Source organism: Brevibacillus sp. B_LB10_24, from assembly GCF_046036945.1.
GTDB lineage: Bacteria > Bacillota > Bacilli > Brevibacillales > Brevibacillaceae > Brevibacillus_C.
In genome coordinates, this window is the sequence record NZ_JBJQOQ010000013.1 from 41320 (window position 1) to 65238 (window position 23919).

Annotated in this window: 23 protein-coding genes; 2 read left to right on the forward strand and 21 right to left on the reverse strand. The window is 51.5% G+C overall.

Going from position 1 to position 23919, the window contains the following annotated elements; translation table 11 throughout:
* Position 1: 1 nt before the first annotated feature.
* Positions 2 to 838, forward strand: coding sequence for an ABC transporter ATP-binding protein (locus tag ACI7RC_RS13755; protein WP_408108800.1), 837 nt, complete (start codon positions 2 to 4; stop codon positions 836 to 838).
* 22 nt (positions 839 to 860) lie between these two features.
* Complete coding sequence (locus ACI7RC_RS13760) at positions 861 to 1694, forward strand: ABC transporter permease (RefSeq protein ID WP_408108801.1); 834 nt, start codon at positions 861 to 863, stop codon at positions 1692 to 1694.
* Positions 1695 to 1893: 199 nt separating this feature from the next.
* On the opposite strand, the gene ACI7RC_RS13765 is transcribed toward ACI7RC_RS13760, so the two are convergent.
* The 21 genes from ACI7RC_RS13765 to ACI7RC_RS13865 all read right to left on the reverse strand — a co-directional run bounded on the left by ACI7RC_RS13765 (position 1894) and on the right by ACI7RC_RS13865 (position 23626).
* Positions 1894 to 2670, reverse strand: coding sequence for an IclR family transcriptional regulator (locus tag ACI7RC_RS13765; protein WP_408108802.1), 777 nt, complete (start codon positions 2668 to 2670; stop codon positions 1894 to 1896).
* Between the two features lie 88 nt (positions 2671 to 2758).
* On the reverse strand, positions 2759 to 3541 hold the full coding sequence (gene nadX / locus ACI7RC_RS13770) for an aspartate dehydrogenase (protein WP_408108803.1): 783 nt from the start codon (positions 3539 to 3541) through the stop codon (positions 2759 to 2761).
* Complete coding sequence (locus ACI7RC_RS13775; protein WP_408108804.1) at positions 3538 to 4356, reverse strand: alpha/beta fold hydrolase; 819 nt, start codon at positions 4354 to 4356, stop codon at positions 3538 to 3540. Before ACI7RC_RS13775 ends, nadX begins: the two co-directional genes overlap by 4 nt.
* 151 nt (positions 4357 to 4507) lie before the next feature.
* Entirely contained in the window at positions 4508 to 5038 is a 531-nt protein-coding gene (locus ACI7RC_RS13780) for a cupin domain-containing protein (RefSeq protein WP_408108805.1), read from the reverse strand.
* 86 nt (positions 5039 to 5124) lie between these two features.
* Positions 5125 to 5964 carry an IclR family transcriptional regulator gene (locus tag ACI7RC_RS13785; protein ID WP_408108806.1) on the reverse strand — a complete coding sequence of 280 codons (840 nt, stop codon included), beginning with the start codon at positions 5962 to 5964 and terminating at the stop codon, positions 5125 to 5127.
* Between the two features lie 30 nt (positions 5965 to 5994).
* Positions 5995 to 7443: an aldehyde dehydrogenase family protein gene (locus ACI7RC_RS13790; protein ID WP_408108807.1), complete on the reverse strand. Its 1449-nt coding sequence runs from the start codon at positions 7441 to 7443 to the stop codon at positions 5995 to 5997.
* Positions 7444 to 7457: 14 nt separating this feature from the next.
* Positions 7458 to 9149, reverse strand: coding sequence for a thiamine pyrophosphate-binding protein (locus ACI7RC_RS13795; protein ID WP_408108808.1), 1692 nt, complete (start codon positions 9147 to 9149; stop codon positions 7458 to 7460).
* A 20-nt stretch (positions 9150 to 9169) separates the two neighbouring features.
* Positions 9170 to 9961, reverse strand: a complete 792-nt coding sequence (locus ACI7RC_RS13800; protein ID WP_408108809.1) for an SDR family oxidoreductase — start codon at positions 9959 to 9961, stop codon at positions 9170 to 9172.
* Between the two features lie 392 nt (positions 9962 to 10353).
* Complete coding sequence (locus tag ACI7RC_RS13805) at positions 10354 to 11934, reverse strand: BCCT family transporter (protein WP_408108810.1); 1581 nt, start codon at positions 11932 to 11934, stop codon at positions 10354 to 10356.
* Between the two features lie 18 nt (positions 11935 to 11952).
* Positions 11953 to 12396: a RidA family protein gene (locus ACI7RC_RS13810; protein ID WP_408108811.1), complete on the reverse strand. Its 444-nt coding sequence runs from the start codon at positions 12394 to 12396 to the stop codon at positions 11953 to 11955.
* A gap of 78 nt (positions 12397 to 12474) precedes the next feature.
* On the reverse strand, positions 12475 to 13218 hold the full coding sequence (locus ACI7RC_RS13815) for an IclR family transcriptional regulator (protein ID WP_408108812.1): 744 nt from the start codon (positions 13216 to 13218) through the stop codon (positions 12475 to 12477).
* Positions 13219 to 13237: 19 nt separating this feature from the next.
* A complete protein-coding gene (locus ACI7RC_RS13820) occupies positions 13238 to 14689 on the reverse strand; it encodes an aldehyde dehydrogenase family protein (protein WP_408108813.1) in 1452 nt (483 codons plus the stop codon).
* Between the two features lie 24 nt (positions 14690 to 14713).
* Positions 14714 to 15469 (reverse strand): DUF3726 domain-containing protein, encoded by a 756-nt coding sequence (locus ACI7RC_RS13825; RefSeq protein WP_408108814.1) that lies wholly within the window; start codon positions 15467 to 15469, stop codon positions 14714 to 14716.
* On the reverse strand, positions 15460 to 16473 hold the full coding sequence (locus ACI7RC_RS13830; protein WP_408108815.1) for a dipeptidase: 1014 nt from the start codon (positions 16471 to 16473) through the stop codon (positions 15460 to 15462). The genes ACI7RC_RS13825 and ACI7RC_RS13830 overlap by 10 nt, the downstream gene beginning before the upstream one ends.
* A complete protein-coding gene (locus ACI7RC_RS13835; RefSeq protein ID WP_408108816.1) occupies positions 16470 to 18152 on the reverse strand; it encodes a hypothetical protein in 1683 nt (560 codons plus the stop codon). Before ACI7RC_RS13835 ends, ACI7RC_RS13830 begins: the two co-directional genes overlap by 4 nt.
* A 340-nt stretch (positions 18153 to 18492) precedes the next feature.
* Positions 18493 to 19161, reverse strand: a complete 669-nt coding sequence (locus ACI7RC_RS13840) for a GntR family transcriptional regulator (RefSeq protein WP_408108817.1) — start codon at positions 19159 to 19161, stop codon at positions 18493 to 18495.
* 53 nt (positions 19162 to 19214) lie between these two features.
* Positions 19215 to 20735, reverse strand: coding sequence for a tripartite tricarboxylate transporter permease (locus tag ACI7RC_RS13845; RefSeq protein ID WP_408108818.1), 1521 nt, complete (start codon positions 20733 to 20735; stop codon positions 19215 to 19217).
* A gap of 36 nt (positions 20736 to 20771) precedes the next feature.
* Positions 20772 to 21230 (reverse strand): tripartite tricarboxylate transporter TctB family protein, encoded by a 459-nt coding sequence (locus tag ACI7RC_RS13850; RefSeq protein WP_408108819.1) that lies wholly within the window; start codon positions 21228 to 21230, stop codon positions 20772 to 20774.
* A gap of 70 nt (positions 21231 to 21300) precedes the next feature.
* Positions 21301 to 22302 (reverse strand): Bug family tripartite tricarboxylate transporter substrate binding protein, encoded by a 1002-nt coding sequence (locus ACI7RC_RS13855; protein ID WP_408108820.1) that lies wholly within the window; start codon positions 22300 to 22302, stop codon positions 21301 to 21303.
* A gap of 38 nt (positions 22303 to 22340) precedes the next feature.
* Positions 22341 to 22814, reverse strand: coding sequence for a 2,4'-dihydroxyacetophenone dioxygenase family protein (locus ACI7RC_RS13860; protein ID WP_408108821.1), 474 nt, complete (start codon positions 22812 to 22814; stop codon positions 22341 to 22343).
* A gap of 29 nt (positions 22815 to 22843) precedes the next feature.
* On the reverse strand, positions 22844 to 23626 hold the full coding sequence (locus ACI7RC_RS13865) for an SDR family NAD(P)-dependent oxidoreductase (RefSeq protein WP_408108822.1): 783 nt from the start codon (positions 23624 to 23626) through the stop codon (positions 22844 to 22846).
* Between the last annotated feature and the right edge of the window lie 293 nt (positions 23627 to 23919).

Genomic DNA, 23919 nt, shown 5'->3' on the forward strand with positions numbered 1-23919 from the left:
CATGTTAAGTACGGACGGCATCAGAATGCAACACGGTGATTCCACAACACCCAAACTTTTGGCGCAGCACCTTGATGTAGTATACGTGAATCATAAAACCGGTGCGGAGACGGTCGCCCTTAAAGATATTTCCCTCGACATCAAGAACGGCGAATTTATTTGCATCGTCGGCCCGAGCGGATGCGGGAAGACGACGTTTCTCAACACGGTCGCCGGATTGATCAAGCAAACCCGGGGATCTCTCATGATCGACGGGCAGAAGGTAAACGGTCCCGGAAAAGACCGCTCGATGGTTTTCCAATCGGCCAGCCTCCTGCCTTGGCGAAACGTTTTGGGCAACGTAGTGTACGGATTGGAGCTGCATGGCAGACTGAACAAGGAGACCAAAGAACAGGCGCAGGAATACATCAACATGGTCGGATTGAAAGGTTTCGAGAACTACTACCCCCACGAGCTTTCGGGGGGTATGCAGCAGCGGGTAAACCTGGCCAGAGCATTGGCTGTCGACCCGCAGATCATTCTCCTGGACGAACCGTTTGCCGCCTTGGACGCGCAAACCCGGGAATTTATGCAAAAAGAACTGCTGCGGATCTGGAGCGAGACGAAAAAAACAAGTCTATTCATCACACACCAAATCGACGAAGCCATTTACTTGGCTGACCGGGTGTTTATTTTCGGCGCCCGGCCGGGCCGGCTTGTCGATGTGGTCGATGTAGATATCCCGCGTCCGCGCGACTTAAACATAAAGCGGAATCCGAGATTTTTGGAGCTGGTCGACTACGTTTGGTCGATCATTGAAGCTGAATCCAGCAAACAGGGGTTTGACGATCGTCACTAAGAAGGGAGAGGAGTTGCCGCTGATGGAAAATGCAGCTCAACTGACATCAAATGCTGAACAGAAGAAGAACATGAATAAGAAGAAAAAATTTCTAAAGGATCAAAAAGGCTTTTTTCTAAGTACTGCCTCCGTCTTCGTCGCTTTGTTGATATGGGAAATCATTTCCCGTACAAGGATTGTTGACCCCCTGTTCATCAGTTCTCCCACAGAGATTGCCAAGGCAGCGTCGCAAATGGTTTTCGAAAGCACATTTTGGTATGATCTGGGGATCAGCGGCTACGAGTTTATCGTCGGCTTCACATTGGCCGTCCTGTTCGGTATTCCCTTCGGTATTTTTTCCGGGTGGAACAAGACGTTTTATCACTTGTTCAACCCCTACATCTCCGCCTTGTACATGACGCCCCGGGTAGCCTTCATGCCAGTCATCATCATAGCATTTGGGATTGGCCCAGCGTCAAAAATTGTCGTCGTGTTCCTGATGTCGATTTTTCCGATTATTATCAATGCGCAAAAAGCGATGAACACGCTGGATCAAAACCTGGTAAAAGCTGCTCGTGCTTTTACTGCAACAGAATGGCAAATATTTAAAACAGTCGCCCTTCCTTCCACGGTTCCTTTCCTGATCACCGGCATTCGTCTGGGAATCGGTCAAGGACTCATTGGGGTCGTCGTCGGCGAATTGTTCGCATCGATGGCCGGGATTGGCTTCCAGCTTACGAACGCGGGGCAAAACCTGCAGACGGACCGCATGTTTGTCGGCGTCCTGGTGATCACGGTTCTCGGCGTCGTCTTGACGAGTCTGGTCGAAATCGTAGAAAAACACTTCTCGTCCTGGCGCCCGGAGAAAGACCGTTAAGCTTCAAGAAAAAAGCAGCTCTTTCGTTTGCAGAAGAGCTGCTTTTTTGTGTTTGGCTGCTGTTCGATAGTACTTCAGTTGTAATAAGGCCATAGCCTCCCTGCTTTCTTATCGTATTGTAAACCGTCGTAACATCCCTTGCGACAGAAAAAAAACAGCTTCCAGTAAAAAACGGCAGCTGTTCACTTTCTTCCCTCTGCTACCTGCCGTACCCTGAGAGTACCATTGCTGTTTCACGAACGGCAGGAATGACTTTTGTGGAGAGGATTTCCTGATCAAAAGCATTGATAGGCGCCGCTACGTTGACCGCAGCACTGATCTGGCCCGTATGGTCAAAAATCGGAGCGGCCACCGAACAGACGCCGATCTCCAACTCTCCGTTGCTGATCGCGTATCCATTTTTGCGAATCAGTTCCAGCTCACTCTTTAACTCAGGTACGAATGTTTTCGTCTGGCTGGTGTATGCTTGCAGATCGATCGATGCAATCAGCTCGTCCAACTGCTGGTCAGGCAAAAACGCCAACAGCGCTTTTCCGATTGCGGTGGCGTACGCAGGCAGACGGGAGCCGATCATGACGTTCAGAGTAGAAAAATTGTTCGCCGTGGCTGCGCGTGCTATATAGACGACCTGTGTACCATCCAGAATCCCGATGTGGGCGGAGGCATTCGTGTTATCGCGCAATTTTTCCAAATACGGGCGGGCCAGCTCCGGAAGCTGCAGGGTGCTCAGGTAGGCAAAACCCAGCTCCATCACTTTCGGCGTCAGCTGATATCGTTTGGTTACCTCATCCTGGTAGAGGTAGCCAAGGTTTTGTAGTGTATAGAGAAACCGAAACGGTACGGTTCGGCTCACTCCCATTTTTGCTGCGATTTCGGCAAGGCTTAACGTGGAGTGAGCGGCGTCAAACATCTTCAATATCTCCAATCCCCGGATCAAGGAATTAGACAGGTACCGATCTTTTTCCGTTTTAGACATGGGCCATATCGCTCCTTTCACAAGGGTGGGAGGCAAAGTATGCCATCTTACCTATTGTAGTATTCCCACCGCTTTGTGCCAAGAGGATTTATCCGATGCAGATTCGCTCCGTCTGTTTCTTCAACGTGGACAGGGCACTAAGAGCCGCGAGGTAGCTTGTCTTGGGATTTCCCGGCATCGGATCGTTTTCCAGCTTGACGGCCATCCTGCCGAAGGAACCAACCGCTTCGATGAAATGAGTGTTTCTGGTCGCGCACGGATCCGCGACGATTTTCACTCGCGTCCGTTCACTGCCGAGTCCAGCCAGCGACAAGACGATCGCGACGTTGATGTTTTGCGGAAAGCGGCTGATCGCTTCCTTCGCTGACCCTTCAAAGACGACCTGCTCCGCAGTCAACGATCGCCCGAGCAGGGCTTCGGGGGGCTTGCGCGTGGTGATCGTTACCGATTCCAGCTCATTCATCACCATGGCCGACCTGATGACATCCAGACCGCCGATCGCCCCTGACGGCAGCAGCACCCTGGCTTGATTTTGGCAGCACAGCTCATTCAGCTGCTGGTACAAAGCCGCGTCTACCAGCGCGCCGACGCTGATCAGCAGCAAATCCTTGCCCTGTTCCACAATTTTTTCCGCGTAGCGGCGGACAGCATCCACATTGGCCGCTTCCACCACCAGGTCAATCCCCGAAGCGAGAAAGGCCTCCAAATCGTCATAGGCGGCTGTTTGATACGTACTGCACAGCTCATCCGCTCGATCCCGCTGTCTGACCAGAACTGATTCAATCCGGCAATCCTGGAGTTTCCGGTCGAGATTGACGCTTTTCAATAAAAACTTCCCGATGTTGCCGCCGCCGATTAAGCCGATTTTCATCTGCCACCCTCCCCGTCGCCTGACTGTGCCACCCCTTGTAAAAAGGTGCGAACATGCGTGTTGAATGCTTCCGGTTGCTCCAGATAGCAAACATGCCCTGCCTGCGGAATGAGAACCAGCTTGGAGTCTTTGATTCCCTGCTGGACAGTTACTGACTCCTTAACAGGGGTAATGATGTCGTCCTCGCCGCATATGACCAGCGTAGGTACTTTGATATCGGCAAGCAAAGGGGTCTGATCGGCATGATAGAGAGCGTAGGAGACGGAGCGGTAGCCGCTTGCCCGCACCTGGGCCATAATGCTTTCTGCGTATTGGCGAACCTCGTCGGAAGCATATGGCGACAATGTCTGCGGCACCCTTTTGCGGGCGAGCTCTGCGGGTGTTTCCTGCTCGATCATCCGCAGCCGGTTTTGCAGCTTCTCTTCATTGGTCTTGGGGTGAGTCCGCCCGCCCAGCGTGGTGGCCGCCAAAATCAAGGCTTCCACATACTCCGGGTACATCGAACAAAACTGCAGGGCAAGCGCACTTCCCATCGAATGGCCAAGCAGATGAATTTTCTGAAGTCCCAACCCGTCCAGGAAAGCTTTTAAAATATCGGCCAGCTCCCGAAACGTCCGAAACTCCGGATCAGGATCAGAGCTTTTGCCATATCCGGGTGTGTCCCAGGCGATGACCTGAAAGTGCTCCTGTAAGCCGCTTAGCTGATGTTTCCAGGACCGCGAATTGTTCCCTAAACCGTGCAGGAGGATCAGCGGCATGCCGTTGCCGGCCGTCTCATAATGAATCGTAAGGGAACCTGTCTGTAAAAAGGGCATTGCGATCACCTCTCTCATTTTCGCTTGCCAATGTCACTGTTGGCAAACATTCCTTTTCCGCTGGAATGGAAAAGACCCGCAACTGCGGCAGGCCTTTTCTTTCTCGTTTATTCCTTAAGCTTTGTACAGCAGTGTGTGAACGATTCTGTCCTTACTTCTGCTGTGCCGCTTCTTTTGCTTTTGCCCGCTCAATGCGGATTTTCTCCAGCTCGCTGCCTTCCGGATAGGACGGGAGTTTCGGCTTATCTGCACCCAGCATAACGGCCATGATCGCTTCCGTATCGCCTACGTTGCGAACTCCGCGGTAATAGCCCGGCGGGGTCCAGATGCAGTCGCGCTCTTCCAGCGGAATTTCGTGAATGGTATCGCCGATTTGCACCAGTGCGTTGATCTTGCCGCGAATGACGAAAAAGACTTCTTCCACGTCAGTGTGCAGGTGCAGCGGACCTTCCGCGCCGGGAGGCAGGATCATGTTGCTCAGCGTAAAGTGCTCCGATTGGATCACGTTCATATCATCTTGCGCTGCAATTCCGCCCGTGCCGACATAGCGTACTTGCGCACGGCGATAGGCCGGGTTTACCTGCTCTTGGAACGACAGGACATTGAAGTCCACTTTTCTGGTTTTCAGACGGGCCACGTATTTTTTCTCAAATTCTTCAATGGAAATGTTTGGGGTAGTCATCTTGATATCCTCCTTCGAGTGTTTTAAATAAAAAACAATGTTTTATATTTAAAATTATAGAACCCAACTTCTTTGGTTGTCAATGATCATTTTTTCAAATTGGCGAAATTTTCGCTGCCCTTCTGGCGGCCTGCCCGATGCTTGCCCGGCCGGTAGCCGAAGAAGGACGAGAGCTGCTCCGCCGCTTCCAGGATGGCCGGAAGAGCGAACACTCGCAAGAATTCATCCGGCAAAATCGCCTCCGGAGCAGCCACGTTAACTGCCGCGATGACGTCACCGGCGTTGTCGAAAATCGGGGCAGCGATCGAGCGAATGCCGCTCTCGAACTCCCCGTTGCTCAGCGAATACCCCTGCTTGCGTATCACTTCAAGTTCCTGCAAGAGATCGTTGATCATCGTCTTGGTCTGTGTCGTATACGGCTGCAGCTCGGCGTCGATCAGCATCTCTTTTATCTGCTCCTCAGACTGAAAGGCGAGCAGGCTCTTCCCCAACGAGGTGGCATGAGCCGGCAGGCGAGAGCCGACCGTCACCGTAATCGTCGTCACTCCCCTCGCCGGGACGCGAGCCACGTAAACCACCTCTCTGCCATCCAAGACCCCGATATGGGTAGACGCCCCTGTTTCGTCCCGCAGCCGTTCCAGATAAGGCCTGGCGATATCAGGGAGCTGCAAGGAATTCAAATAGGCAAAGCCCAATTCCAGTACCTTCGGCGTCAGCTCATACCGTTTGGTGTTCTCGTCCTGGTGCAGGTACCCGAGTGATTGCAGCGTAAACAGCAATCGAAACGGCGATGTACGGCTGACACCGAGTTGGGAGGCGATCTCAGCCAGTGACATGGTGGGTTGCCCGGCGTGAAACAATCGCAATATCGCAAGACCTCTCACCAGAGAGTTGGAACTGTATCGATCATTTTCTTTTTTTGTCACCCCGTCCTTCCTCTCTTTCTCGACGGTAGCCTAATTGGCAAAACCGAAAGAATCGGCAAATAACTCCAGTCCGCACCACCTGGTTTCCCGGCTCAATCCGCTTTCCTTCAGTCCGGGGAAATCGAGGTGGAGATCCTGGAAGATCGTGTGGTTATTGTGGAAAACAGCTCCTGCTTGCAGTCGGTCGGCAAGTTCCTCTGCCTTTTGGCTGTCAGCCGTCCAGACAGATGCGCGAAGTCCGAATTCCGTGTCGTTTGCCAGCTCAACCGCCTCTTCCACATCGGCATAAGGAATGATCGGAATGACAGGACCGAACTGCTCGACGCGAACCAGTTCGCTTTGCTGATCCAGTCCCGTCACCAGGGAAGGGAGCAGGAAGTAGCCATTCTCCCATGTGTCCGGATCCAGCTTGTGGCCGAGTGTCTCCACCTTGGCGCCGGACTGCTTGGTCCTCTCGATCAGGCCCCTGACAAAGTCAAATTGCGTCTTATTGTTAATCGGTCCCATCAGGGCGTCCGGGTGGATGCCATTGCCCACGATCACCTGGTGAAACTCCTTTTTCAGTTTGTCTACCAGCTCGTCATAGCGAGACTCGTGGACGTAGACACGCTTAATGGCGGAACACACCTGTCCGGCTGCGCGCAAAATGCCCATGCGAATGCGCAGCATCGCGGTTTCATCCAGTACAGCATCAGGCAGGATCAGCGCCGGGTCGTTTCCGCCCAGCTCCATATACAGCTTCTTTACCGTGCCGGATGCCAGACTCATGATACGCTTGCCCGTATCTGTACTCCCGGTAAAAGCGATTGTCCGCACGCGCGAATCACTGCACAATATCTCCCCTACCAGTCCGCCGGAACCGGTCACAATATTGATGACACCGGGCGGGAAGTGAGCAGCGACGACCTGCAGCGTGCTTAAGACCGTCAGCGGGCAGTCGGTCGCCGGTTTTACCACGACGGTGTTGCCGGCGAGAATGGCCGGGATGACGCGTTTGAAGGTGAGAATCATCGGGGAGTTCCACGGGGAGATAACGGCCGTTACTCCACGGGGACGCTTGCGGATTTGCACCATCTGTCCGCCCGGGATAGACTCTGGCTGCCACCACTCCAAAAGAGCATCCGCCGCTTTGCTCATAATCTCTACACAGCGCAGCAGATCCTTTTTGGCTTCAGCCAGTACCTTGCCGTTTTCACGGACGAACAAGGAGACATGCTCATCGATCGCCTCGCTGAGCTTGTGGGCAGCCGCTTTCATTCGCGATGCGCGTTCTTCCGCTGTTGTCCGCGACCAGCTGCGAAACGCGCTGTCAGCCGCATCAACCGCCTGGATTACATCTTCTTTTGAACACAGTGCCACCTCGCCGACGACCTCCGTGATGTTTGCCGGATTGATTACATCCGTTATCCTCGCCCCTTTGATCCACTCGCCGTTCACCAAAAAACGGCCGGAGATGACGGGAAATGCGCTGATTGCCATGGTCCATTCCTCCTCTATATTTTTTTCGGCCGGAAGGCTTCCGCCGCTCCCGGCGGCCCGCCAAACGCTTTGGCCATCGGACCGACAGCTTCCATGTCGACGACAATCATGGACGGCTTACGCCTTGCCACTGCCGCTTCCAGCTCAGCCACAAACTCCTCTGGAGAACCAATACGATTGGCTGCAAAACCCATCGCCTGGGCCAGCTGGACAAAGTCCGGACTGACCAGATCGACCGCGACTCTTCGCCCGTAGGCCGCATCCTGAATATTTCGCAGGACGCCATACCCGCCATCGTCAAACAAAATGACGATGATCGGCAGATTCTCTTGTACGGCAGTCGGCATTTCACCCACATTCACCATATAGCCGCCATCACCGGCCATCAGGACCACCACGCGGTCCCGCTGCCCCATCTGCGCGCCGATGGCAGTCGGCAGTCCCTGTCCGATGCCTCCTCCGGACGCGTGGATGGATGTCCGCGGTTCATAGATTTCAAACAGGCGGCTGCCCCAGACGTTTGCCGGCACCGTCACATCCCGTACTAAGATGGCATCTCGCGGCAGCACCTGTCTCATGCCGTCGACGAACTGCTCGTAGGGACCCAGTGTTTCCCGCAGGACGGCACGCACCTTGTTGCGTACCGCCAGCACTTCTTCCACGTAAGCAGGTTCAGCAGAGGCACCTGCCTCGTCGACTGCCGCAATCAGCTTTTGCAGGATAGACTTGGCGTCCCCGAGCAGGCCGTATGTTACCTCATAATTGCGGTTAAACGCGCTCCAATCCGCATCAATACTGATGTGGTCCGCTGGTACGCAGACTTTCCAGTTGGACGTTTCATTGCCCCGAAAGCGTACACCGACGCTGATTAACAGATCTGCTTGCTTCAGCAAGTCTTTTACCGCTTCATAAGAGGCAAAGTGACCGATGCACTGCGGGTGGTCTTCAGGAATCGCCCCTTTTCCGGATTGGCTGGTAATCACGGCGGCACCGATCATTTCCGCCAGCTTCGTCACTTCACCGGAAGCGTTCGCAGAGATTGCGCCGCCGCCTGCCCAGATGACGGGACGACGCGCTTGCGAGATTTTCTTGCCAAGGTCCTCCGGTATTGCCGGACTGATATCCGCCGATTGTGCCAGCACAGTCTCCGCCGTACTGATTTGGCTGTTGGGGATGATCGCTGATTGAAAATCGATCGGGATCTCCAACGAGACTGGACCGCTTGGCATGGCCAGAGCTTCCTGGATCGCTTTTCTCACCATTGCCGCTGCCTGTTCCGGCTTCCATAGACGATACGCCTGTTTACAGCATCCCGCCATCATCGAAAGCTGGTCCTTGCACTCGTGGATGTACCCTCTGCCCGTCCCCAGGTAGGGGGAAGCCACTTCGCCGGTCAAATGCAGCACCGGAGCGCCGGCGCTCCACGCCTCCACCAAAGAGCCGGCTGCATTGCCCGCACCCGTGCCCGTACTGGTAATGACAACGCCCAATTTCCCCGTGGATCGCGCGTATCCATCCGCCATATTGGCGGCTCCGCTCTCGCCCCGCGCACATACGATGCGTATCCTGCCATCCCGCAGCAGCGCATCGTAAATGGGCATATTATGGATGCTGACGATGCCAAAGACCACCTCTACCCCGGCTCGAACCAGCTCCGCTGCGACAGCATCCGCCGCCGTAAATTCCACTTGCCTTTCTGTCGTCATGCTTCATCCCGCCTTTTCCCTTATAGCGCTTTTCCTAAAGCTCCTGCTGCCTCAATGGTCGATCCCGATACGTAACTCGCCTGCTTGGAAGCCAAAAAGAGAATGACGCTGGCCACTTCCTCCGGCTCACCGACCCGCCCCAAAGGGATATTTCGCTTCCGGGCCAGCTCATTGTAGTACGCCTCTGGTTCCATGTCGGGAGCGTTCTTCAGCCTTCTGCGCTCCCACTGGTCCGTGCGGATGAGTCCCAGGCTGACCGAGTTGACCAGAATATTGTTCCCGGCCAACTCATGGGACAGGGTTTTGCTTAAATTCAGCAAGCCTGCTCTCGTCGCCGCTGTCGCAACCATGTGCCGTTCCGGCTCTTTTGCCAACGTTGCATTGATGTTGACGATGCGTCCGCCTCCCCGCTTGACCATGTACGGGAATACCGCCCTCACCGCATAGATAATCGCAAAGTACTTCAGGTCGATCTGTTCCCGCCACTGCTCGTCGGTTATATCGAAAAAGTGGCCCATCACGCTTTGGCCGGCCGAGTTTACCAGGATGTCGATTCCGCCGAAGTTCTCCGCCGCCTGGTTGATGAACCGGTTCACGTCCGCTTGACTTGTTACATCACATGTTTGGGCAAACACCCGATCAGAAGAGCCAAATTGCTGCAGATGTTTGCAAGCGCTTTCCATTCGATCCTGATTGCGCCCGCAGATAGCTACCATGGCCCCTTCCTGCAGGAACATTTCCGCTGCTTTCATCCCCACTCCGGAGGTTCCCCCCATAATGACCGCTACTTTATTGCTCAGCCCCAAATCCATCTTCTTCCACCTCTTTGTGCGCTATTCCCTTTCGCTCTTCGTCCTGATCATCTGTGCTGTTCATCCCATGTCAGGTTCTTCCGCCATCGCCAGCGCCCGCTTCAGGTGTCGGAGAGCCGACATGCAGATTCAGGATATGGTGTTCCTTATGCCATCCATCCCCTTTGTAACTAGATTTAGTTTCGTATTTAAAACAGTGTTTTTATATATTCATTTTAGAGTTGTGAATATAGAAAGTCAATGTGTAACAGTTAGATAATTCTAAACAACCATGTGATATCATCACCAATAAACGCCTTGCAGGGCAGGGGCAGAGACATACATAAAATAAAAAAGCCTTAGACGCTCGTCTAGGGCTTTGATTTGGCTGTTATGAGGCTTCGTCTATCTTTTTAAGCTTGTACCTCTTCCTGAATTTCCCGTTCAGGTGCTGGAGCATTTTTTGACTGTCCATTCACAATCCCTTGTTCACAGGCAAGTTCTCTCGCCACCTTAGGCGCTGTCCACATTAAAGGAAACAGAATAAACGAAACCGGAACCGCCGTTACGACAATAAACGACTGCAAAGCAGCGATCCCCCCGTTTCCAATGGCTACAAGAATCGAGGCTATGGCCCCCATCATCAACGACCAAAAGACTCTCACTCCTACTGAAGGATTCGCTGTTCCCGTCACCGAAGCAGACATCGTATAGGCCATAGAATCGCTCGTGGTTATGACAAACAAGATCGTCAATACGAGGAAAGCGGGACCCGCGATCGCGGAAAGCGGCATCTGTTTTGTAATGGAAATCAGCGCTGCCGGCAGCCCAAATTCGTTTAGGGCTGTGGAAATGGAACCAGGGTTTTGCAATTCGAAGGAGATACCCGATCCGCCTAAAACGGTAAACCAAAAACACGTCACAATCGGGGCAATAATCGCCACCGCTATAATAATTTCCCGAATGGTTCGTCCCCGCGAGATGCAACTAATAAAGATAGCCATCGCCGGACCGTATCCTAGAAACCAACCCCAGAAAAAGACCGTCCATACCCCGAGCCATTCCGAATCCCCCCGAAAGGTGCTCATCGGGATAAAATTTTGCAGGTATTTGCCAAAAGAGGAGAGAAAGGAGTTGAAAATAAACTCACTGGATCCGAAAAAGACCAGGAACGCCATCAAGACAACAGCAAGATTCACATTCAATTTGCTTAAGAATTCAATTCCTTTATGCAACCCGGTTACTGCTGAGATGGTCGATACAATCACCACTGCAATAATAATGCCCAGCTGGGTCATGTACGTATCGGGAATCCCGAGTACCTCTTGCAAACCAAAACTTGCCTGCAAGCCCAAGAATCCAATCGGTCCAATCGTTCCGGCTGCTACCGCGAGCAGTGAAGCAGCATCCACTACGGTTCCCAGTGCGCTTTTCTTCATAATCTTTTCTCCCAAAATCGGATAAAGCAAGGTTCGCGGCTTCAGCGGCATTCCCTTATGGTAATGACCGTACATCATGACAATCACACTGATTGTCCCCAGAATGGCCCAGGCTAAAAAACCCCAATGCATGAACGATTGTGCCAAGGCAGGACCTACAGCCTCAGCCGTTCCTCCCATCACCCCTGCAAACAAGGGAGGGGGGCTCATAAAATGATACATCGGTTCTGCCGCGGCCCAGAATACTCCTCCCCCTGCGAGCAGGGTCGTCATGATCATCGCAATCCATTCAAATGTTTTAATATTCGGCCGCTCCATTTTACCTAAACGAACATTACCGTATTTCGAAAAAGCCAATCCGATCGCAACGAAAAAGGTACCAAGCAACAAGATTTGCCAAAACGCACCGAAATACTTAACGGAAAAAGCAAAAGAAGTGTTGACAAACGCCGAGACGGAATCAATGCTTACAGCAGAAGCCAAGAGAAAAATCAGAAGCAAACCGCCGCTGAGACCAAAGACCGGCCAGTCGATTTGGGACTTCACATGTTTCACTACTATTCCCCTCCTTTTCTATTCCACTTCGATAACCATTTCCAACTCGATTGCGGCTCCTCTGGGCAAAATCGCCCCTATCGTCGTCCTTGCATGCATTCCCACTTCCTTCCCAAAGACCTTGACCAGCAGATCTGAAGCTCCATTCATCACTTTCGCATGTTCCGTAAAGTCAGGGGTACAGTTGATAAAAGCTAACACCTTGACAAGCTTTTTTACCCGGACCAAGTCTCCTATCTCTTGTTTGATCGTCGCCAAGGCTTGCAATGCGGCTTCCCGTGAAGCTTCATAGCCTTGTTCTACAGTAAATTCTCTCCCCAATTTTCCAATGTGGCTGTAGGAAAGACTTCCGGAAAGAAAGAGAAGATTGCCTGTTTGAACGGCCAATTCGTAGTTTCCGCCCTTTTCCTTTTTCTCGGGAAGAGCCATTCCCAATGATTGCAATTGTTGCTCAGGATTCATCTGAAGCCCCCCATTGATAAGTGATTGACAGCGTTTTCATTTTTAGGAAGAAAGGCCGGGAATGACCTTTCCGAATCCTTATTGAAAAGATGCTGAAATAGCTCGGGTCGTTTGCAGTAAAGTGGGAACAAATGCTTTCATGGTATTGCGATGCCAGCGGAAGATCGGACCTGAGATTGAGATCGCTCCAATGACTCGCTTTTGCTGGTCAAATACCGGGGCAGAGATCGCCCCCACATTAGGGGTGATTTCTTCTTCATTAATGGAATAGCCATCTTGAATCGTGTCCATGAGCAGCTTTCGAACAGCCTCTGACTGTTCCCCCGGCAGCGTGCTCAACACGCGTTCTTGCATCTCTTCATCCATGAAAGATAAAATGGCCCTGCCGCTTGCCCCCAGATACAGCGGATGCCGCCTTCCGATCCCAACGCTGCGCCTTATTTCTTGCTTGCTTTCATATTCCATGGCACAAATCCTCACGTTGCCGCTAGGCACATAAAACCCGACGGTTTCCCCGGTGATGTCGCGCAGCCGCATCAATTGCGGCTCGATAAGCGGCGCAATCGGCATCTCGGTCATAATTTTATTCGCATAGTCCAAAAAGATGGTCCCGAGTGAGTATAATTTGGTTCGAGGATCCTGAAACACAAGCCCTTCCGTTTTCAGGGTTGTTAACAAACGGTGTACGATCGTGGAAGACAGCTGCAAATGCTGACTGATATCTGTCAATCCCTGGGAACCTGGAACCTCTTTCAAATGGTTTAAGATTTTGATAGCACGCAAAACGGTCAAAGAGACTTCTGACTTTGGTTTCGATTCCATGCTCTCCCTCCAACAAAAGTTACCTGCTTTTTATATAACCGGTTTTGGTACGGCAATAAAACTCGATGCCTTCCCGGCCCAGTTCCTTGTAAATCCCCGAACTGGAGCTTTTAAATCCGCCGAATGGCGCCTGATAGGATGTGCCGGTGGTCGTCATGTTGACCTTCACTACCCCCGCTTCGATTTCCTGCATGCATTTGGCCATGCGATCGAGACTGTTCGTGCAAACCGCTGCTGATAAGCCATACTCTGTTTGGTTGGCGATCTGAATGGCCTCATCAACCGTCGCCGCTTCCATGATGCAAAGCACGGGACCAAATACTTCTTCTTTTGCAATGTCCATGGCAGGGGTAACATTGCCCAGAACGGTCGGATTTACAAAATAGCCGTGTGCCGTCTCCGGCGTATCCGGCACGTCCCCGCCCGCGAGCAGGACCGCCCCTTGAGCGAGAGCGCCTCTAATCAACGTCAGCGTAGACTCCAACTCCCCCGCATTCGCCTGTGGCCCGATATCCGTTCCCTGCTCCATCGGATTGCCAACTTTGATCTGCTTTGTTTTCTCGACCAGTTTTTCGGTAAACTGCGGCAACACGGAGGATTGCACGATGACCTTTCCTGTTGCCGTGCACGCTTGACCGGTCTGGCCAAATCCGCCCAGAACCGCCAGCTTCGCTGCTTCGTCCAGATTGGCATCGTCAAGGACGAGAAGCGGATTCTTTCCGCCCATCTCCAGTTGGACCCGCTTCATATCATCGCTGGCTGCAGAGTAGATCAGGCGACCGACAGGATTGGACCCTGTAAAGGTCACGGCTTTGACTGCCGGATGCTTAATCATGCCTTCTACAAGTCTACCGGGCCCGATGATCCCGTTCATAACGCCATCCGGGATTCCGCACTCCTGCATGATTTCCAGCAGCCTGACCCCGACAAGCGGTGTATCGGAAGACGGTTTGTATACCACTGTGTTCCCTGCTGCCAGTGCGGGAGCGATTTTCCAGGCAGGCGTAGAGAGCGGGTAATTCCAAGGCGTGACCACAAGGACTACACCAAGAGGTTCTCGAACGACCTGAATTTGAATATCCGGGCTGTCGGAAGCAACGATGCTACCGTTGAGACGAGCCGCCTCACCCGCGTAGAAACGGAAGACATTTACTGCATAGCCCACCTCTTTTCTTGCATCCGCAAGTGTTTTCCCTTCTTCGCGAACGATCAGCTTGGCCAATTCGTCCTGCCTGGCTTCCAGCTTCTCGGCGATTTTAAAGAGGTAATGGCCTCTCTGTGGAGCAGCGACCCGTTTCCACTTGGGAAAAGCCCTATGCGCCGCTTCAACAGCCTCCCGCGCATGCTCTTCCGTCGCCGGTTGAATCTGTGCGATCACATCTCGCGTATCGGCCGGATTGACGTCGGAAATCGGATTGGTTCCCGAAGATACGATCCATTTTCCATCAATCAAATTTTTCAATACTTCCATTATGATCATCTCCCTTTTGTCATGCTAGTTCGCGTTTTCTCCTGCACCTTGAAGGCGTGATCGTTCTGTTGCCGCTATGAGTACTCGGTTGGACACCCGCTCCAAATCTCTCCAAATCCCCTGATCGATCTCTTTGCCATACTGCCAGGCCTTCTCCCATTCGGCCTGAATCGTTTCCGGGCGTACGATGCTGATATTTTCTGGTTTTATCCCCTTTTCGCTTAGCTCTACATGGAATGGATATTTTTCCAGGTTATAGCAAATGATCGAGAATGAATCTGCCCTTCCGGGTTCGGCTAATCCTTTTACCGATGTCCTGACCAGGTACGGCTGCTGCCGAGCAGGAAGCATGACGGCCTTGTTTCGGCGGTGCGGCTCGCTCCATTCAATCGAGCAGGCCATACCGCGTTTTCCCATCTGTACGGCATTTTGAATCAAGAGATCAGACCCTTGGCAATTCACTACCTGAGCGACGCCTGTATCCTCCTCCCGCGCTTTTGCATAGACGATATCTGCAGCAAGCCGTCCACACAACAAACTGCTTTGCCCGCCGCCATCGAGGCAGACGAATCGGCTATCTTCAGAAATCACCCTGATTTTTGAGACATCTGAAGCTTCGAGTGATAAGATCTCTGCTTGCAGCCTGGCTAATCCGGACAGGCCGGAAAATTCTCCCCATGCAGCCATTTGCGCTCCTTCTTCCACAAAGCCTAACGGGAGACCGCAACCTTCCAGCACTTTTTTACAAAAAGCTGTCAATTCTGAATAGCTTACACGCATAGTTTCACTTCCTTATCCGGCGCAAACGATTCAGAAAAGAAGTGGAGCCAGTTTCCTCCCATTACGGCTTCTACTTCTTTTCGCGAAAAGCCCCTTGCTAATAGTACTTCAGCTATATTGGGGAAATCCGCCGGACCCTGGAACCAGGAAGGCCATACAGGCCAGGAGGGATTCGCAGCCGACCCTGCACCGTATTCCATTTTGTTCGTCCATCTCCCCATCCGCATCCAATGCAGGAAATCGTCTCCCCATTTCAAGGTAAGGTCCGTTCCGATCGCCACTTGATTGATCCCCATAAACTCTACGGTTCTGGCAACCATTTCGCTGAATTCATCGAGCGTCGTCTCCGTTCCGTTGATTAAATGCGGATAGATACAGAGCCCAAGCACCCCCCCGTTGTCCCGCAGAGCCTGTAAAACCTCTTTCGACTTGTTTCGCTTGGAAGGATAGATCCAATTGGGATTGGCATGAGTTATCGAGACAGGTCGCCCGGAATGGGCAATGGCATCCAAAGTCGTACGTTCGCCCACATGAGACAAATCGATGAGCATTCCGACCCGATTCATCTCTTCAATAACGAGTTTGCCAAATCGGGAGAGTCCGCTGTCATTTTCTTCGTAGCAACTGCTGCCAATCAAATTTTGATTGTTGTAGGTAAGCTGCATGATTTTCAGTCCAAGCTGGGAGAAAACCTCAATCAATGAAAGGTCGTCCTCCAGCGGCGATGCATTTTGCGCTCCCAGGATGATTCCCACTTTTCCTTGCGAACGGGCCGTGTGAATATCTGCTCCCTGTCGTACCAACATGACCAAATCGGCATTTTCCTCTATGAAACGGTACCATTTGCCGATTTTGCTCAGTGTCTCCCTGGCTCCTTCCCACAAAGCGCAACAGGCGTGTATACAGGTGACTCCTCCGCGGTGAAGCTCGAGCAATAATTCCCGATCCCAGTTGCACAACGTTAACCCGTCAATAATGACCATATCTTCCATTCTTGCCGTCATGTATGTTCCTCCAATTGTGGAATGAGCGGAAACAACCAATCATCCTCATATTTTTTTCCGATCTCCTCTACTAAAGGGGCTCCTTGAAACAATGTCACACGCACCCAGCGGTTCGATTGCGGATCAAATCGTTCGGCTCCAAAGAAGGACAGCTTCAAACGAAGGAGATGAAGCGGCAGCAATCTGCTGCCCCATAAATTCCCGTGGATTTCCCCGTATTCGCAGCCTTGCAGCGACTGCATCCTGCGAATGATCCACTTGTGTTCGGGATAGCGGACGACAAAGGCAGCGACCTTTTCATCAGGTGATACTCCATCCAGGGTTCGGGACAAGGCTTGAACTTGTTGGGCGATGCCAACCGGAAGCTCGTATTCTTCCCCGGGCTCTTCGCCTCGCACCCCCATCCTGGGCTCTTCCTTTTCGGCGGAACGATACCAGAAGTACTTGCGTTCATCGGGATCTGTAAAATCAAATTGGAACGCCCAGCAGTAGGCAGTCTCCAGAATTTGTCGCACTTCCTTCATTGACATGTCGGGTACGAGATCGTATGTCTCCGTCACTGTCGTAGCATCTTCCAAGTCCAGCACCAGGTCGGGATACAGTTCAAGCAGCAGCGTGTTGATCACTTCCTGCGTTTCGAATCCTGTGGTTTCCTCAGCCAATTCGCATAATCGCAGCCAGGGCTTGTCCGGAACCTGCCGATTTATTGTCCCGTTTTGACAATACTCGGAAACAAATTGCCTCATTTGATGCAGTTCTCTTGCCAGTTCATCTGGTTGGGTAAACGCTTCCAGATTGGGCAAGGGTGACTGCTGAAAATAGGCGATACTGCGATCCAGCAAACGGAGCAGCCGCGCTCCATCCGATGGCGTGGCATCCGTTTGTTTCACGCGGGCAAGGGCAGTTTCTTTCATCGTGATCCACGTATGCAATACTTGGGGGTGAGCAATCAGATACGGCACCATCCCCAGACCGGTGGCATTTCCAATCCCCAAATAGCGTTTGCACTCGGGATGAAGCTTGGCTGCACTTGGATTGCGGGTCTTGGCAATGTGTTCGACAAGCTCAAAGCTAAAATGGCGAAGCATGTAAACAGCAAACATTTGGGCCCGGAAAGAGCCGTAAAACGAATGATTTCGGTCCATTTTTTCAAAGGGGGCAATGCCAAATTTCCCGTTGCCGTATACCGCGGTCGTTCGCAACAAGTATCCGGTTTGAGCCAAAATTTTGGGGTCGGGCTGTCGTTCGTTTTCCAACTGTTCAACGATGTAGTCAAACATTCGGGTGCTGCGGTTGGCCCGGGACCAAACCAGATCCATGCTGTCGCCCCGCCCTGCCTCCTGTTTGGGCAGGCCCTGGCGAAGACGTTCCCACTTCTCAAATGTCAGCGGCCCTTCGCATAAGGCAAAGGTAACATCCCATTTGTCTGCAATGACGCGATCGCTTCGCTCCTGGTCCTCCAAGCGATGTGAGAAAACAACAAAATAGTAGGTATCTTGCGGAGTTTTTACGGAGTAACATGCTTCCCCAAAACCTAAATCGTTTAATTCAAAGCGAATCGGCTGAATTTCCCAGGCTTCTCTCATCACTTTGCGAAGCATGCTTCGGCCAAAGCTTACACTTGTCGTACGGCTGGCTCCCAGTCGCTCGGGTGTCATGATCTTGCTTGCAGGTCTCATGAGCTCATTCTCCTTCTTCATCTCATATAGTGCATCCAACATCGTTCCCCCCTTTAACCGCCAAAGCATCATTTTCCGATTATCGGAATTGTAATCCGTTTTTATATTTTGCAGACTTATATTAATCGTCTGTTTTTACGCAGTCAACAACAATCTGAAAAATGTTATCTATTTTTTATGAGTGCAACAAAAAAAGGCGCGGTTAAGCGCAAGTCGATGATCGGAAATAAGTACCAAATTCAACAAAAAAGCCTGTAGACTTCGTTCCTTATGGAACCTTGTCTACAGGCTGAGCCTTAGACGCTCGTCTAGGGCTTTGATTTAGCTGTATGGTTAAAAATCAATCCATTAAAAAGTCACTCATGATATCCTGTTTAACTTCTTCAATATGCATGTCCATCAGCTGTTTCGCTTCCTGGATCTTTTTGTCTCTCATGGCTGTTACTATCTTTTTATGCATCTCGATAGCCCGATACGGCCTGTCCAGATTTTTGGTCATGAGAATACCGAACCACTTGACCTGCACTTCCAGGGAATCCATAATCACGATCAGCCGGGTGTTATCCGAATAGCTGATCAACGTGCGATGAAAATTGCGATCGGATTCAAAGAAGGCTGTTGGATTGCCCTTCCGCAGCTCCTCTTCCGCCAGCTCAGCCTCTTCCAACAACCTGAGATAACAATCGTCAGGAATAAACGGGGCTGCCAATTCAACGGCCAGGGATTCCAGCGGCTTGCGGACATTATAAAGGTCCTTGATGGCTTTTTTGCTGGGCGTACTGACAAATGTACCGGAACGCGGCCTCACTTCTACCAAATTATCCAGCTGCAGTCTATTCAAGGCATCACGCACAGGGGTTCGGCTAACGCCCAATTCAGCCATCAGTTCATCATAATCAATGCGCGAACCTGGTTTTAACTGATTATGGACGATTTTGTCACGCAAATACAGATAGACTCGCTCGTGCAGATTCAGATTATCAAATACGCCTGGTTTGAACAATACCATCCATCCTTCAACAATTTTCCTTCATTCATTGTAACAGATCAAAATAAACAATCCTATTCTGATGTGTGTGTACCTTGAATGCTCTGTTTGGCGGACCGCTTATTGTTCAAAACCGACTTGATGATTGGCGTGAATAAGGTGATCAGCGATAAGACCAACAGCAGGCATGTGATCGGCCGCGTGAAGAAAATGTCGTAGCTGCCATCAGACAGTGCGAGTGATCTTCTGAATTGGCTTTCCGCCATCGGGCCCAGAATCAATGCCAGAACAATCGGAGATGCGGGAAAATCCTTTTTCTGCATGAAATATCCGATAACACCTGAGACTAACATGATGCCGACGTCAAAAAAGCTGTTATTGATCGCGTAGGAGCCTACTATGCACAACACGAGAATCACGGGTGTCAGAATTGACTTGGGAATTTCAACGACTTTGGCAAAATAACGGGCCGCCAATAACCCCAGGACAAACATCACGATATAGCAAAAGAGCATACCGACAAAGAGTGTATACACAAGTTCCCCGTTATTTGTAAAGAGCATTGGTCCCGGCTGGAGTCCCTGAACCAGTAAAGCACCCAACATGACTGCTGTTACGGAATCTCCCGGAATCCCCAGCGTCAGGAGAGGAATAAAAGCGCCGCCCGTACAGCCGTTTGCACCCGATTCGCAGGCAGCAACTGCTTCCAATTTTCCTTTACCGAATTCCTCTTTCTCTTTGCTGAAACGCTTCGCTTCATTATAAGAGACGAAAGCGGCTATATCTCCACCCGCCCCGGGAATAATGCCGATGAGGACGCCTAATCCGGAGGAACGAAGGATGGTGGGCAGCATTTTTTTAAAATGGTACCAGGTGGGAAGAATCCGTTCGATTTTCGCCTTCACTTTTTCCCCGACCGCCGCCTCCTCCAAAGTCTTAAACGCTTCCGCAGCGGCAAACAATCCGATCATAACCGGGATATAGGGAATTCCATTCATCAGTTCTTCGATTCCGCCGGTATACCTGGGCAATCCCAAAATGGGGTCCAGGCCGATTGTAGCAACCAGGAGCCCGCCCGTACCCGCGATGAGTCCCTTCAAAATGGACTTCCCCGAGATGCTGGTAATAATACTTAGACCGAAGACGGCCAGCGCAAACGTCTCAGGGGCACTAAATTCCAGCGCCAGGTTTGCCAACACAGGCGATAAAAACATCAGCACAATCACGCTGAGGATTCCGCCGATGGTCGAAGAAAGCGTAGCCGTCCCCAGTGCTTGACCAGCCATCCCTTTCTGCGTCAAGGCGTAGCCGTCAATGGCTGTAGCTGCGGCTGCCGGCGTGCCGGGGGTACGGAGCAAAATGGCAGTAATGGATCCGCCATACACTCCTCCAAAATAGACACCTGAGAGCAGCATTAAACCGGAAACAGGCTCCATGCCAAACGTGACCGGAAGCAAGAGAGCAACCCCCATCGTGGCCGTCAGACCGGGAAGAGCCCCCACAATAATACCGATCACGACACCCAGCACGGAAATCAGCATGACCATGGGCTGTGTGAATATGTGAGTTGCTCCTTGCAGTATATAGTCGAACATGCCATTCTCCTTTCATCAACCGGATTCAATCTGGATTCACGAAAATAAAGCGCCAGTGGGCAAAATGACGTTTAGCAATAAAGCGAAAACAACGTAGATGCCAGCTGTCACTGCAACCGCTGGAACAATCGCCGTCCATTTTCTTTGACCGTCGATCATCCACTTCATGGCCACAAAATACAGCGGAGAAGCAACATAAAAACCCGCCAAATAGATGAGGAAAAAGTACACACTCGTCAAAAGAAGGCCTGCCAAGGATATTTTCCAGTTAATCACATGCGCTTCCTTCGATTCGCTTGTCTCTTTGTTTTCTCTTCTTTCCTTGGCCATTAAGAGAATCGAGAGAAGGATTAATAAACAGGACAGAACCGTCGGATAAAAAGCAGGTCCAACTTCTTCTGCCATAGTTGAAGGGAACTGCCGGGCAAAATAAATGCCCAGAACGCCCATTATAATGAAGAAAACGCTGGCTAATGTCGTTGCGTATCGATTCATTTTCATCCCCCTGCAGCCACCCCTTATTCAAACAACGCGGAGAAGACCCCTCTCCGCGTTGTACCGTGTTCTACTTCTTCAATCCTGACTTGTCAATCAAATCCTTGAACATAGCTGAATCGCTCGTTATCTTCTCCTGGAAAGCAGCATCATCCAGGTAAGCTTTTCCCAGATTCATCTTGTCCAGCACGCTTTGGAAGCTTTGTTCTTTTACCGTTTCCGCTGCAGCATCCTTAAGAACGCTTACAATTTCTTGTGGCGTATCCTTTGGCACACCCAGACCGCGCCAAGTTGATACCGACAAATCAACGCCTTGTTCCTTCAAGGTAGGCACGTCTTTCATATGTTCCAGACGCTCATCCGACATCACTCCCAGCATCTTCAACTTTCCGGAGGTGACATGAGCGGAAACCTCGGCAGGACTTACCATGACGGCTTCAACATGTCCACCAAGCAGCGCCGTAACCGCAGGAGCCGCCCCCTCATACGGAATGTGGCGCAACTTCACACCGCTCTTGTCTTCAAATGCTGCCGCCGCCAAATGCCAGATGCCGCCCGTTCCTGAGTTGGCCACTCGTACCTTTTCCGGATTGGCCTTCGCGTACTCGATGAATTCCTCCAAACTGTTCCATGGTGCATCGGTCCTGACGGTGACCGCTGACGGATCCTGATTGATCATCGTGATCGGTTTGAAATCTTCCGGCTTGAAACTGGCCAGGCCAAGGTGAGGCAATATGGTCACATCCGCTGTAATCAGCGTAACTTTATAGCCGTCTGCTTTTGCTTTTGCCCCTTCTGCCATCCCGACCGCTCCGCCGCCGCCAGTCTTGTTGACGACACCAAACGGCTTGGCGAAGTGAGTTTTTGCAGCATCTGCAAACGCGCGCGCAACCGCATCGGTACCTCCCCCCGCTGAGAACGGAACCAGCAATTCCACTTGCTTGGTTGGGTAATCCACCTTTGCTGCTGCATCAACCTTGCCGGTTGCATCACCGCCGCCTCCACCACATCCGGCCAGTGCCGCCAGAAGTGTGATGGAAACGAGCCCGGTGAGTAAATGATTGAGCTTCATTGAACCCCCTACCTTCCTTGTCTGTTTATGGAAAGGATTTAAAATTGCAGGTCTTTCATCGGGATATTGTGCTTCTCACAGTATTCCTTGTACAACTTGAACTTGCTGAACACATCGTCTTGATAGGTGACTTGATCCTGATCATCCAGATACTGAATGACGCCTTCCAGAATGAACAGCGTGATCATTTCCTCTTCGCCATCAACGACGAGAGTGTGGATGTCTCCTGGCGGCTCGTACACGAAGGTACCTGGTTTGGCGACCCACTCTCTTTCCAGATAACGCCACTCTCCTTGCAGCGTAAAGGCCATTACCTGTCCGCCGGAGTGGCGATGGCGGTTCACGGCTCCACCTGGTTTTACTTTCAGGAGGTTAATCCATCGGCCTGTAGCCAGATCAAAACGAACCGGCTTGAACCACACGCGGTCGCTTTGCGGAACCCACGGGATTTCTGTAGTGTCGATCGCTTGGTCTGGCAGTTGGAACATTTCGGTAAATTCATTCAATGTCATTTGATATTCCCTCACTTTTCCGTCATTTTTTAAGCAATTGGTGTTGCAGGCGGATACAGCATCGGATCACCGGCCAGCAGTCCCCCGTCGATCGGAAGAATGACTCCCGTCACAAAACTGGCTTCCGGTGACGCGAGAAAATCAACCACAGCCGCCACTTCTTCCGGCTTGCCGTACCGGCCCTGCGGTGTACGAGAAAGAATGCGCTCCCGGAACTTTGGATTCTGGGTAGCTCCGGATGATAACGGTGTTTCGATATAGCCCGGACTAACAGCATTTACACGGATACCATACTTTGCCCAAGATACCGCGAGCGATTTCGTCACCTGTACGATCCCGCCTTTGGAGGCAGCATAGGAAAGCAGGTTTTCACTGCCATAGTGGGCAAGCATGGAGCTGAAGTTCACAATCGACCCTTCGTTCGCTTGCTTCATATAAGGGTGAACGGCTTGGCACATGAAAACGCTGCCATTTAAGTTTACTTGCAGGACAGCCATCAATTCCGCGTCCCTTACTTCAGCCGCTGGTGTTCGTCTGATGATTCCGGCGGCGTTCACCAGGATGTCGATGCCCCCTAAAGCTTCCGCCGCTTTTTGGGCGATATCTCGCGCTTGCTCCTGATCGGCTACATTGCCTGCGATAAAGTGGATGTCCGCAGCTTTTTCCCTCAACTGATGGACGAGTTCCCTTCCTTTCTCCTCGGCGATATCCACAATGGCAACCGCATACCCTTTTTCGACAAATCGATTTGTAATCGCCAATCCTAGACCGGAAGCACCTCCTGTAACAATCGCTGTACGTCTCTTCTCCATCAGAGCCCCTCCTTAGAAGACTTAACCTCACTGAAATCTAATGTCTAATGTATCAGATTGTTGCTTGTTGATTATATTACGTATCCGCTCCCATCTTGTCAATGAATATTTTTTATTTTTCATCGCTTTAAAATTGCAGAAATACTTCCGCTTCACCTGTCCTATCGTTCGGCCCTGCACCAAGGGGAACGCCTTCCAATTGCCCCCAAAATGCGAAGCAGTACCATTCAGCAAGGCCACTTCGATATTCGTTCATTCCACAATTGAGGCAACATGCGAAAACCATATATAAT